The organism is Candidatus Thioglobus sp. NP1 (genome assembly GCF_003326015.1).
In the GTDB taxonomy this organism is placed as follows: Bacteria; Pseudomonadota; Gammaproteobacteria; order PS1; family Pseudothioglobaceae; genus Pseudothioglobus; species Pseudothioglobus singularis_A.
Map to the genome: position 1 here is coordinate 1,503,784 of NZ_CP023860.1, position 11,847 is coordinate 1,515,630.

The following is an 11,847-nucleotide window of genomic DNA, read 5'->3' on the forward strand; positions in this document are numbered from 1 at the left end:
TTATTTTATCGAGTGTTTTTTTAAAATGTTAGCTATTAAAAATATTAATATGCTGTAAATGTCTTTATTTTTATATTTTTAACCCTCTAATATAGGTTTTTACATCATTTTCAGTAACTTATCATCGATATACTGGAATAATGTGCAGTAATTCAAATTAGTATTGATTACAGAGAAAAATAATAATGAAGTCAGAGAAAAATCATTTATGGGGTGGGCGCTTTAATGAGCCAACTGATGAGTTTGTCAAAATTTTTGGTGCGTCTATTGCATTTGATAAAATTTTAGCTCTCTATGATATTCAAGGCTCTATCGCCCATGCAACAATGCTTAGTGAGATAGATGTATTAAGTAGTTCTGAATTGAATGAGATACTTAAAGGCCTCACTAAAATCAAAGATGAAATAGTCAATGATCAGTTTAATTGGTCAATAGATTTAGAAGATGTGCATATGAATATTGAATCTCGATTGATTGAGATTTGTGGTGAATCGGGTAAAAAAATTCATACAGGTCGATCAAGAAATGATCAGGTTGCGACTGACATTAGGCTTTATCTTAGGGATCAAGTCCTTCTCATTAATAATGAATTAGAAAGACTACTAACGGCCTTACTCGATCTTGCAGATCAGGAAAAAGAAACGATTATGCCTGGATTTACTCATCTTCAAGCTGCCCAGCCTATTAGCTTTGGGCATCACCTTTTAGCTTACTTTGAAATGTTTAAACGTGACCGTGAGCGTCTTTATGACGGTTTTAAGCGAATTAATACTATGCCCCTTGGAAGTGCTGCCCTTGCTGGTACTAGCTATCCAATAAATCGGGATCGTACTGCTGAACTTCTAGGCTTTGAGCGTATTAGTCTCAATTCAATTGATGCTGTTAGTGATAGAGACTTTGCAATTGAATTTGTTTCATCTGCGAGTCTTATAATGATGCATCTTTCAAGGTTCTCAGAAGAAATTATTCTTTGGTCAAGTTCTCAATTTGATTTTATATCTCTTCCTGATAGCTTTTCTACCGGCTCATCCATAATGCCCCAAAAGAAAAATCCTGATGTTCCAGAACTGGTTCGTGGAAAAACTGGGCGAGTTACTGGTAATTTAATATCACTCTTGACATTAATGAAAAGCCAACCACTTGCCTACAACAAGGATAATCAAGAAGATAAAGAGCCCCTATTCGATTCTGTTGATACTATTTTTAACTGTCTTCATGTTTTTGCTGATATGGTCCCAATGATTAAATCTAATAAAGATAATATGTATCAATCGGCGCTCAAAGGATTTACTACAGCAACTGATTTAGCTGACTATCTTGTAAAAAAAGGCTTAGCCTTTAGAGATGCTCATGATATTGTTGGAAAGGCTGTATCGTATGGAATTAAGGAAAATAAAGATTTAAATGAATTTAGCCTAGATGAGCTTAAAAGCTTTAATAAATTAATTGAGAAAGATGTTTTTGATGTTATCTCCTTAGAAGGCTCAATTAATGCTCGAGATCACCTCGGTGGAACCTCAATAAAACAGGTCTCCAAGGCCATTAAAGCTGGGCGTAAATTAATAAAATAATGCGCATTATATTTGCAGGTACACCTGAGTTTGCTGTCAAATCTTTATCTACTCTTCATCAATCAGAACATGATATAGTTGCAGTTTGCTGCCAACCTGACCGTCCAAAAGGAAGAGGCAAGGTAATGACTGCATGCCCAGTCAAAATTTATGCACAACAAAATAATTTACGAGTCATTCAGCCTGAAAATTTTAGCTCAGATGCAAACCAAAAAGAAATAGTTTTATTTGACTCAGACATTATGGTTGTAGCCGCTTATGGGCAAATACTATCTAAGGAGGCATTAAAAATTCCTAAATTGGGATGTCTTAATATTCATGCCTCACTTCTACCCCGCTGGAGAGGTGCTGCTCCAATTGAAAGGGCTATTCTTGCTGGTGATAAAGAAACTGGCATTTCAATCATGCAAATGAATGTAGGCCTGGATACTGGTGATGTGCTACTTGAAGAAAAATATTCAATTTCTGAATTTGAAACCTCTCAAACACTTACTGTCAATCTGGCGAATCTAGGGGCTAGTTCTATTATGCATGCTTTGAAGAATTTTTCTGATTTGCAAGCTCAACCTCAAAATAATAACAATGCAACTTACGCCAAAAAGATTTTAAAAAATGAAGCTCAAATCGATTGGAATCAAAGTGCAGAAACTATCTGTAACATGATTAGAGCCTTCAATCCAAAACCAATTGCTCAGACTATTGCAACATCAGCACAATTTGAAAATAAAGTTCTAAGAATTATAGAGGCTGAAGTTGTTAACTACAAAAACAACAAATCCCCAGGACAGATTGTTGAGCTTAATAAAGAGATCTGTTATGTTGCCACTGGAAAAGGTGTTTTAAATCTAAAAAAAGTTCAACTTTCTGGGAAAAAAGAAATCTCTGCTAAAGATTTTAATAACGCTTATCAATTAACTAAGCTTCAATAAAAAATAATTTCTTTGACTTTAATTAATTAAAGTAATGGGACAATAAGGATTAGAAGAAGCAATATACTTGCTCCCCAAAATAGCAGGTAAGCCTTATTCATTACCCCACGAATATCTTTAAGTTCTTTTATTATTTTCTCTACTTGCTCATCGTTCAATTTAATTCTCCTTTTTATTTTTAATTAATAAAACCAAGTTGACGCCATGCCTCATAAGCGACAATTGACACACAATTTGATAGGTTTAAGCTTCTTGAGCCGTTTTGCATTGGAACGGTAATACCCTCATATTCATCCATTATCTCCTTTGGAAGACCTTTAGTTTCAGAGCCAAATAAAAATGAGTCGTGGCTAATATATTTAATATCTGCATAGCTCTTAGAGACTTTTGTGCTTACAAAATAAAGCTTAGAAGGGTTAGCTTTATCTAAATAATCGTCAAAATTTTCATATTCATAGACCTGTGCGAGCTCATTGTAATCGAGTCCAGCTCGCCTAAGACGCTTATCATTAATTTCAAATCCATAGGGCTTTATGAGGTGAAGATTTGCCCCCATATTTGCTGATAAACGAATAAGACTTCCTGTGTTACTTGGAATCTCAGGTTGGAACAACACTAAATTTAACATACTATTTTTTTTAAAAAAGTCATATTATCATCCCATAGAACATAAACTAATTATAAAAACTCGCTTGTTGATATAATGTTTTTTATGAAATATTACTTAGTAATAAGAAATTTTTTACAAGTCAAAGTAGTCTAAATTTACTCCATGTCTGTAAGAAAATCCATCAAAGATTATCTAAAAGAGGATATTGAAGATATATCAAAGCTCTTAAGCTTGGCGCTTAAAAAATCTAAAGAACAATTATTTTCAAATCCTAATTATGAGCTTAATAATATTGAGCTCAATGCACTTGATAATCTCATTGAACAACGCAATGATGGGAAGCCCTTTGCATATTTAAAAGGCTCTCAAGGGTTTTATGACCTTGACTTTATTGTCTCATCTGCTACTTTAATTCCTAGACCTGAAACAGAATTATTAATTGATATTACACTAGATACATTCGATATAAATTCAAAAATAAATGCATTAGATCTTGGGACTGGTAGCGGAGTAATAGCTATTACACTTTCTGAAAAATACCTAAACTGGTCAATATCTGCAACGGATCAATCTATGGCAGCACTAAAAATTGCTCAGCTCAATACCGATAAGAATATAAATTTTTACCATGGTAATTGGTTTGACCCACTTCCTAAAGAAAAATTTGATTTAATCGTTAGTAACCCTCCATATATAAATGATCATGATCCACATCTTAAAAGTCTCGGCTATGAACCAATTGAGGCCTTAATTTCAGGAAGTGATGGACTAGATGATATTAGGAAAATTATTTTACAAGCACCACAATTTCTGAATCAAGCTGGCTACCTTTTATTAGAACATGGCTATAATCAGAAAAATCATATTATTGATTTACTTAAAGAATCTTTTGAAAATATTAAGGCCTTTAAAGATATTAATAAAATTGACAGGGCGATTCTAGCGCAATTAAGGTAACTCAAAAAAATCGGCCTTTTTAATTGCAGACTTTTGCTGAGCTAAAATAACCCCTGTAATAACAATGACTGCTCCGATTGCCTGGTGCCAAATCCAACTATCGCCAAGAAGAAAAAGCATAAACATCACATAAAAAGGAACAGCGTTTAGATGAAAAGATGCTAACCCAATTCCTAAACGGCTTACTGCCTTAATCCAAAAAATTTGAGATATTCCTAAACCAAGCCATCCATAGATGAGAACTAAACCAAGATGTTCAAGAGTAATGAGTTCTAGAGATTCTGTAACTTCAAAAAAAATACTACATACAAAATATAATAGAATTGAAAGTCCAGCCATTCCAGATGATGTAACAGCTGTTTGCCCAAGAGTTGACATTCCAGGAAGATTTTTAACTGTTGCTCGAGAGCCCCATGCAAAAAGCATTACTCCAATAACGCCCATTAAGGCAGCAAAACCAATACCTTCATTGTTAAGGGATGCGCCTGATGCAATATAACCTCCTAAGAGAACTAAAATCACCCCACAGAAGAACCATAAAGTCATTTTCCGTCCATCTAGCAGCATTTCTAGTGAAACAGCAAATACTGGCATTGTAGCAACAGCTAATGCCGCAATTACAGGAGTTGTTAAGGCCTGCAGAATGAGGATTAAAAATGCGCCAATTCCAAATCCAGTAACACCTATCAAAAAACCCTTAGCCCATTTAGCTGATTTGACTTTATCAACTTTTTCTATTGCCAGCCAGATAATAAATATTAAAATAAATGAAAATACATTTCGAGCTGTCATAACACTAACAACATCCCAATCTTCTAATAAATATTCTGCAGCAGGAAAGCCCATTGCAAAAAGTAGGATTGAAAAAACACAAAGTAAATTTGATTTCAAAACCCCTAAATCTTTTTCAACTTTATCTTCTGAAGGTGATTCATTCATAGATTGTAAAAATGTTATAACAATAAGCAAAATGGCAATATATCAGAAAATGTTAATTTAATATTTTTATTTAATTAAAGATGGTATTTTGAAGATTGTCAAAAGTTAATTTCTAAATGTATAATCAAATTATCAAGATAAAGGCTTTTCAAGCGCTGCCTTGAAAATAGGATACAAATGATTAATAATCATTTTTTTTTATAGTCAACGCAAATTTAAGGGGTAATCAATGCTTGATAAAAAAAATATTGGAAAATCTACTCAAAGTATTTGGGGTGGGGAACAAGAATATGAGCTTTATGAACGCTCAACGCAAGTCCCAGTTGTCCACAGTGTTTCATTTGCATATAAAGATATTGATACTTGGCATAAAGTTGCCTTAAATGAAGCTGAGGGTCATATTTATTCCCGTAATACTAATCCAACAGTTCGTACCTTTGAAGATAAAGTCAAAGTTCTAGAAGGTGCTGAGGCTGCAACTAGTTTTTCCTCTGGTATGGCAGCAATAAGCAACACATTGGCAACATTTTTAACTACTGGTGATCGGATTGTTTCGATTAAAGATAGTTATGGCGGGACAAATGTAATTTTTAATGAATTTTTACCCCCACTTGGAATTGAAGTTTCACTTTGTGAAACTGGAGATTACGAGCAATTAGAAGCTGAAATTTCAAAAGGATGTCAAGTTTTATATCTTGAAACACCAACTAATCCCACAATTAAAATTACCGATATAAAACGTTTAAGTTTGGTAGCTAAAAAAGTTGGTGCATTGGTTGTTGTAGATAATACTTTTGCGACACCAATTAACCAAAACCCATTAGAGCTTGGAGCTGATATAACTCTTCATTCTGCCTCTAAATACCTGGGTGGCCATGCAGATGCTCTTGGAGGAGTAATTTGTGGCAATCAAGATCTTGTTAAAAAGGTTTATCATTATCGTGAAATAAATGGCGCAACTCTTGCGCCAATGGATGCATACAGTCTTTTAAGAGGCATGAAAACTCTTAAGCTTAGAGTGCAAAGACAAAATGAAAATGCCATGATGATTGCAAACTATTTACAAAATCATCCAGCAGTTGAACAAGTTAATTACCCTGGTCTGGCATCCCATCCTGACCATGAAATAGCTAAAATGCAAATGCATGGAGGCTATGGGGGTATGTTAAGTTTTGCTGTTAAGGGAGGTTTAGATGCTATTAAAGAATTCCTACCAAAACTCAATTATGCTCATATGGCAGCCAATTTAGGTTGTGTTGAAACTGTTGTTGGGCCGCCATCGACTACGAGTCATGTTGAGTGCTCTGCTGAAGAGAGACTGGCTGCAGGTATTCCAGAAGGTTTGGTAAGATATTCAACTGGAATTGAGGATGTGGAAGATTTAATTGCTGACTTAGAACAAGCATTGAAAGTTATTTCATAATATTTTAAGGATTAGATAATGAAACAAGATAGAAGAAGATTTAGCAAAGAAGAGTACCTTGAAAGACAATTAAAGGTTCGTAACTCGATGGAGAAATCAAATATAGATGCCTTAATTGTTTATGATCCTGCCAACATGTTTTGGCTGACTGGTTATGATGGCTGGTCATTTTATGTTCATCAGTGCGTGATAATTACAACCACTGGTGATCTGTTTTGGTATGGTAGAGGCATTGATGCAAAGGGTGCAGAACTAACTACAGATCTTGAACTTAATAACATTTTGTCTTATCCCGATGAATATGTAATGACCCCTGATAGACACCCAATGGAGTTTCTTGCCAATATCTTAAAAGAAAAAGGATTGCACACTAAAAAAATTGGACTAGAAAAAGATAACTATTTCTTTTCAGCAAGGGCAGCAGAGTCATTATACATTTCACTACCTTCGGCAACCTTTAGTGATCAAACAGGATTAGTTAATTGGCAAAGGGCAGTTAAATCAGAGACTGAAATTACATATATGAAGCGAGCAGGTAAAGTTATTGAAGGCGTGTATGAACGCGTCATGGCAGTTGCAGAACCCGGGATGCGAAAAAATGATCTGGTAGCTGAAATATATCATGCAGGAGTTCAGGGGCATGAAGGTCATTATGGAGACTATGCCTCATTCGTTCCCCTTATTGGAGCTGGTGAAGAGGCTGCAGCCTGTCATATGACTTGGAATGACCAACCATTAAAAAATGAGGAGGGTATGTTTCTAGAACTTGGGGCTGCGTATGCGAGGTATCACTGTCCATGTTCAAGGACGCTTTATTTAGGAACACCACCACAGCAATACTTAGATATTGAAAAAGTTATTAATGAGTGCATTGAAAATGCAATTGAAATGTTTAAGCCAGGCAATACCTGTGCACAAATTTCTGATAACTTCACAGCTACTCTAAAAAAACATGGCTATGAAAAAAATAATCGATGTGGTTACCCTATTGGCTGTAGCTATCCACCTGACTGGGGTGAGCGTACCATGAGTCTTCGTGGGACTGATAATACTGTTTTAGAAGAGAACATGACTTTTCATTTTATGCCTGCAATCTGGTTTGATGACTGGGGCTTTGAGATGACTGAGAGTATCCGTGTTGGAGCAAATGGCGGTGAGTGCCTATCAAACGTTCCCAGAAAGTTATTGGTTAAATAACTTTAATCTTAAAGTTATGTCTATAAGTTTTCTATGACTTGAGAAATTTGATCAAAAGTCGCTTGGTTAGATGTGAATACAGGCTTACCAATTGCAGCCTCTATTTCAGGAATAATTTCTGCTGACCTCATCGCAGTACACGAGATAAAAATCGCATCAGCGTCCTCATGAATTGCCGCTTTCGCTGCTGTAATTATTTCCTCAGCAGGCAGCATAGCAACATCTCTATCGTCATCCATATCCATATGCATTGAAGACACCATTTCAACGCCATTGCGCTCTAAATAACCCCTTAAAAGCGAAGAAACCTCTTCGCTGTAAGGAGTTAAGACACTAATCTTTTTAAAGCCTCGTGCTTTGAAATTAGCTACTACAGCCTGGGAAGTAGATAAAACTTTTGCAGTTGGCTTACTTTCTTTAATTGCGTGCTCTATTGCTTCATCACCAACAATGGATGATGATGATGTGCAATTAAAAACCACTAAATCAAGGTCATAATTAGGAAGTATTAGGGCAGCAGCTTCAGTCAAGTCATCACCAATTGCAGCTAGAGACTGAGGCGTCATTGGATTAGCAAAATGAATTCGGTTGAAATAAAAGTCATAGTCTGGTTTTTTTTCTGAGTACATCCTTACAAAATCACGCTCAAAAGTAAAATCAGTATTCAAGACTATCAGACCAACTGATGGCCTATCCCTCCTCTCACTCAAAGCATCTGATATTTGATATTTTTTTGATTCTATAGTCATAATAAATTAATTTTTAATTGATGTTGAAAAAAGGTGCATCACTACAACTCCTGAGATAATTAAAGCCATACCAATAATTGATGCGAGATCAGGCATCTCCTTATAAATAATTGCCCCAGAACATGCAACCAAAACAATGCCTAATCCAGACCAAACAGCATACACCACGCCTAATGGCAATTCTCTTAAAGCTAGAGTCATTAACCAAAAAGAAACAAGGTAGAAGATAACCAAAAAGGTGGTTGGTACTAGCTTAGAAAACTCTTCTGTAGCCTTTAAAAGAGTTGTTCCAGCAACCTCAGCTGCAATAGCAAGTGCCAAATATACATAGGTCATTATGATTAAAGTTTCTATAAAAAATCACAGTATAACCTTAAGAAATAAATTTTACAAAAGATTTAAAAGAAGAATAATTAATGAAGTTGGCCTATAAGCCGGGTTCTGTTTGGCCGAAGCCTTGATAGTCATTCATCTATGATACTTGTCACCAAGCACCTTGAGCACTCTACCCGAAGACAACGCGAGCAGCGCCAATGCCTTCCTATTTGAGCTTGCTCCAAGTGGGGTTTACCATGCCACACTTATCACTAAGTGCGCGGTGAGCTCTTACCTCACCATTTCACCCTTACCTATCGAGATAGGCGGTTTATTTTCTGCTGCACTTTCCGTCGTATCACTACGCCTAGCAGTTAACTAGCACTTTACTCTATGGAGCCCGGACTTTCCTCCCAATGCTAATGCATTCGGCGACTATCCGGCCAACTTCAAGGAAAATTATACGCTAGGAAAGGAATATTTAAATATAGTGCAATAAAAACTGAAATTTACTTAGCTCGAATAAGTTACTGGGATACTAGTTGCAGCTTTATGGATGTTTTCTCCACTGGTATCAACAGCAACAGTCACAGGCATATCTTTCACTTCAAGCTCATAGATTGCCTCCATTCCCATTTCTTCAAAGGCAACAACTTTTGCCTTCTTGATAGATTTAGAAATCAAATAAGCCGCTCCACCTACTGCGATTAAATAACTTGCTTTATGTTTTTTAATACTTTCAATTGTTGAATCGCCCCGCTCTGCCTTGCCTATCATTCCAAGAATTCCAGTATTCTCTAACATCATATCAGTAAACTTATCCATTCTAGTAGCAGTGGTTGGGCCAGCTGGACCAATTACTTCATCACCAACTGCCTCGACAGGGCCCACATAATAAATAAATTTATTATCAAAATTTACACCATTTGGTAATCCCTCGCCACTTTCAAGCATTGACTTAAGTCGCTTATGAGCGGCATCTCTTCCAGTAATAATAGTTCCCGATAAGAGCAATGTATCTCCTATATTCCAGTCATCCATTTGAGATTGAGTCAAGATATTTAGATCAACTTTAGTATATTTGGAAATATCCATCTCTAAATCTGGGTAAAGACTCATATCAATCTCTGGTAATTCAGCAACACCTGAACCATCTAATGAAAAATGGACATGGCGAGTAGCTGCACAATTTGGAATCATTGCAACTGGGAGTGATGCAGCATGTGTTGGATGATCCTGAATCTTGACATCAAGAACTGTAGTAAGACCGCCTAATCCTTGAGCGCCAATTCCAAGATTATTGATCTTATCAAAGAGGTCAATTCTAAGTGATTCAATATTAGTATGCTCAGTTTTATCTTTAATCTTATTAATATCTATAGGTTCCATCAAGACTGATTTAGCCATTAGCATTGCTTTTTCAGCAGTCCCTCCGACTCCAATACCTATTATTCCTGGAGGGCACCAACCAGCTCCCATTGTAGGAATTGTTTTTAATATCCAATCAGTTAAGTTATCATCTGGATTTAGAACTGTAAATTTCGACTTGTTCTCAGAGCCACCACCCTTAGCTGCAACTGTAATGTCTAGAGTGTTACCTTTAACAAACTTAGTATGAATTACAGCAGGGGTATTATCTTGAGTATTTTTTCTGCTAAATAGTGGGTCACTAACTATAGAAGCCCTTAAAAGATTATTAGAATCGTTGTATGCCCTTCTCACACCCTCATTAACCATCTCTTCAAGAGAAAGTTCACTATCCCATGTCACATCCATTCCAACTTCAATAAAAACATTTACTATTCCCGTATCCTGACAAATTGGTCTTTTACCCAGCGCGCACATCTTGGAATTTATTAAAATCTGTGAAATGGCATTTTTCGCACTTTGATTTGTTTCATTTTCATAAGCCAAAACCATCGCCTTAATAAAATCAGGTGAATGATAATAAGAGATATATTGCAAAGAAGAGTAGATACTTTCTACTAAATGTTCTTGTTTAATAATCATATTTATTTAGGCTTCTGTATTGTCTAATTAGGGCAAACAGGTTATATTATATCCTCTATTCATATTAATCAATACTTTGCTAGGAATCACTTATGTTTAATTTATTCAGAGGCCAAAACCTTTCTATCGATCTTGGAACTGCCAACACACTAGTTTATATGGACGGTAAAGTTGTTCTAAATGAACCCTCTGTTGTTGCCCTTAGGCATGAAAGAGGGGCTACTGAATCAACGGTCATAGCCGTTGGTCAAGAAGCCAAAAACATGCTTGGTAGAACGCCTGGATCTATTGAAGCAATCAGACCTATGAAGGATGGCGTTATTGCAGACTTCAAGGTGACTGAAAAAATGCTGCAATATTTTATGAAAAAAGTATTGAAATCTGGTTTTTTCTCACCAAGCCCTAAAGTATTAATTTGTGTTCCATGTGGTGCTACTCAGGTGGAGAGAAGAGCTATTAAAGAGAGTGCAGTTGGTGCTGGAGCAAGGGATGTTTATTTGATTGAAGAGCCTATGGCAGCTGCTCTAGGTGCAGGTATGGCAATTGAGGAGGCTTCTGGTGCAATGGTTCTTGATATTGGAGGTGGAACTACTGAGATTGCAATCTTATCACTAAATGGCATTGTGTATTCTGACTCATTAAGAGTTGGTGGAGATGTCTTTGACGATACAATTATTAAGTTCATTAGAAGAGTCCATGGAATTATCATTGGAGAGGCTACTGCAGAACAAATTAAAGAAGAAGTTGGAAGTGCTTTTGAATCTAAAATTATTAGAAAAAATGAGTTCAGAGGCCGAGCTGTATCTACTGGCTTACCCGTTAGTTTTGAAGTTACTAATTCAGAAATTCTAGAAGCTTTAAGTGAACCCCTAGGGATGATTATTGGGTCTTTAAGAACGGCACTAGAACAAACTCCCCCTGAACTTTCTTCAGACATTGCCCAGAATGGTCTAGTTATAACTGGAGGTGGTGCCCTTTTAGAAGGTCTTGACAGATTAATCAACAACCAAACAAACTTGCCAGTTACTATTGCTGATGATCCGCTTACTTGTGTAGCAAGGGGTGGAGGTATCGCATTAGACATGATTAATCAGCATGATATGGGATTTTTAGCTGCTGAGTAACCATTAACAAGTCGGGATCTTAA

12 protein-coding genes and 1 other RNA gene are annotated in these 11,847 nt (G+C 36.1%); 6 read left to right on the plus strand and 7 right to left on the minus strand.

The genetic code is table 11. The annotated features are described in order from the left end of the window. The first annotated feature begins 185 nt into the window (after positions 1–185). Both argH and fmt read left to right on the plus strand, forming a co-directional pair. Positions 186–1,571 carry an argininosuccinate lyase gene (gene argH, locus CRN91_RS07740; RefSeq protein ID WP_114115859.1) on the plus strand — a complete coding sequence of 462 codons (1,386 nt, stop codon included), beginning with the start codon at positions 186–188 and terminating at the stop codon, positions 1,569–1,571. Continuing rightward, on the plus strand, positions 1,571–2,500 hold the full coding sequence (gene fmt, locus CRN91_RS07745) for a methionyl-tRNA formyltransferase (protein ID WP_114115860.1): 930 nt from the start codon (positions 1,571–1,573) through the stop codon (positions 2,498–2,500). The genes argH and fmt overlap by 1 nt, the downstream gene beginning before the upstream one ends. A 26-nt stretch (positions 2,501–2,526) precedes the next feature. Here the strand turns inward: fmt and CRN91_RS08715 are convergent, their stop codons facing one another. Beyond that, on the minus strand, positions 2,527–2,658 hold the full coding sequence (locus CRN91_RS08715; RefSeq protein ID WP_256372113.1) for a hypothetical protein: 132 nt from the start codon (positions 2,656–2,658) through the stop codon (positions 2,527–2,529). 20 nt (positions 2,659–2,678) lie between these two features. Continuing rightward, complete coding sequence (locus tag CRN91_RS07750; RefSeq protein WP_114115861.1) at positions 2,679–3,128, minus strand: tRNA (cytidine(34)-2'-O)-methyltransferase; 450 nt, start codon at positions 3,126–3,128, stop codon at positions 2,679–2,681. Between the two features lie 144 nt (positions 3,129–3,272). On the opposite strand from CRN91_RS07750, the gene prmC reads away from it, so the two are divergent. After that, positions 3,273–4,067, plus strand: a complete 795-nt coding sequence (gene prmC / locus CRN91_RS07755) for a peptide chain release factor N(5)-glutamine methyltransferase (RefSeq protein ID WP_114115862.1) — start codon at positions 3,273–3,275, stop codon at positions 4,065–4,067. On the opposite strand, the gene CRN91_RS07760 is transcribed toward prmC, so the two are convergent. Continuing rightward, entirely contained in the window at positions 4,059–5,006 is a 948-nt protein-coding gene (locus CRN91_RS07760) for a DMT family transporter (RefSeq protein ID WP_114115863.1), read from the minus strand. The genes prmC and CRN91_RS07760 overlap by 9 nt on opposite strands. A gap of 229 nt (positions 5,007–5,235) precedes the next feature. Here CRN91_RS07760 and CRN91_RS07765 point away from each other — a divergent pair, with 229 nt between their 5' ends. Together CRN91_RS07765 and CRN91_RS07770 are read left to right on the plus strand one after the other, a co-directional pair. Then, positions 5,236–6,429: a cystathionine gamma-synthase family protein gene (locus CRN91_RS07765; protein WP_114115864.1), complete on the plus strand. Its 1,194-nt coding sequence runs from the start codon at positions 5,236–5,238 to the stop codon at positions 6,427–6,429. 18 nt (positions 6,430–6,447) lie between these two features. Then, on the plus strand, positions 6,448–7,626 hold the full coding sequence (locus CRN91_RS07770) for a M24 family metallopeptidase (protein ID WP_114115865.1): 1,179 nt from the start codon (positions 6,448–6,450) through the stop codon (positions 7,624–7,626). Positions 7,627–7,646: 20 nt separating this feature from the next. On the opposite strand, the gene CRN91_RS07775 is transcribed toward CRN91_RS07770, so the two are convergent. From CRN91_RS07775 to CRN91_RS07790, 4 genes are all read right to left on the minus strand, one after another. After that, positions 7,647–8,375 carry a maleate cis-trans isomerase family protein gene (locus tag CRN91_RS07775; RefSeq protein ID WP_114115866.1) on the minus strand — a complete coding sequence of 243 codons (729 nt, stop codon included), beginning with the start codon at positions 8,373–8,375 and terminating at the stop codon, positions 7,647–7,649. Between the two features lie 6 nt (positions 8,376–8,381). After that, a complete protein-coding gene (locus tag CRN91_RS07780; RefSeq protein ID WP_114115867.1) occupies positions 8,382–8,711 on the minus strand; it encodes a DMT family transporter in 330 nt (109 codons plus the stop codon). A gap of 78 nt (positions 8,712–8,789) precedes the next feature. Further along, positions 8,790–9,141, minus strand: an RNA gene (rnpB, locus tag CRN91_RS07785) — RNase P RNA component class A. A gap of 62 nt (positions 9,142–9,203) precedes the next feature. After that, positions 9,204–10,700: a fumarate hydratase gene (locus tag CRN91_RS07790; RefSeq protein ID WP_114115868.1), complete on the minus strand. Its 1,497-nt coding sequence runs from the start codon at positions 10,698–10,700 to the stop codon at positions 9,204–9,206. A 92-nt stretch (positions 10,701–10,792) separates the two neighbouring features. Here CRN91_RS07790 and CRN91_RS07795 point away from each other — a divergent pair, with 92 nt between their 5' ends. Further along, positions 10,793–11,824 carry a rod shape-determining protein gene (locus tag CRN91_RS07795; RefSeq protein WP_114115869.1) on the plus strand — a complete coding sequence of 344 codons (1,032 nt, stop codon included), beginning with the start codon at positions 10,793–10,795 and terminating at the stop codon, positions 11,822–11,824. Positions 11,825–11,847: the final 23 nt, after the last annotated feature.

Excerpts from the sequence above, each read along its gene's own strand:
- argH (WP_114115859.1), top strand. The coding sequence starts at position 186 with ATGAAGTCAGAGAAAAATCATTTATGGGGTGGGCGCTTTAATGAGCCA.
- fmt (WP_114115860.1), top strand. The coding sequence starts at position 1,571 with ATGCGCATTATATTTGCAGGTACACCTGAGTTTGCTGTCAAATCTTTA.
- CRN91_RS07750 (WP_114115861.1), bottom strand. The coding sequence starts at position 3,128 with ATGTTAAATTTAGTGTTGTTCCAACCTGAGATTCCAAGTAACACAGGA.
- prmC (WP_114115862.1), top strand. The coding sequence starts at position 3,273 with ATGTCTGTAAGAAAATCCATCAAAGATTATCTAAAAGAGGATATTGAA.
- CRN91_RS07760 (WP_114115863.1), bottom strand. The coding sequence starts at position 5,006 with ATGAATGAATCACCTTCAGAAGATAAAGTTGAAAAAGATTTAGGGGTT.
- CRN91_RS07765 (WP_114115864.1), top strand. The coding sequence starts at position 5,236 with ATGCTTGATAAAAAAAATATTGGAAAATCTACTCAAAGTATTTGGGGT.
- CRN91_RS07770 (WP_114115865.1), top strand. The coding sequence starts at position 6,448 with ATGAAACAAGATAGAAGAAGATTTAGCAAAGAAGAGTACCTTGAAAGA.
- CRN91_RS07775 (WP_114115866.1), bottom strand. The coding sequence starts at position 8,375 with ATGACTATAGAATCAAAAAAATATCAAATATCAGATGCTTTGAGTGAG.
- CRN91_RS07780 (WP_114115867.1), bottom strand. The coding sequence starts at position 8,711 with ATGACCTATGTATATTTGGCACTTGCTATTGCAGCTGAGGTTGCTGGA.
- CRN91_RS07790 (WP_114115868.1), bottom strand. The coding sequence starts at position 10,700 with ATGATTATTAAACAAGAACATTTAGTAGAAAGTATCTACTCTTCTTTG.
- CRN91_RS07795 (WP_114115869.1), top strand. The coding sequence starts at position 10,793 with ATGTTTAATTTATTCAGAGGCCAAAACCTTTCTATCGATCTTGGAACT.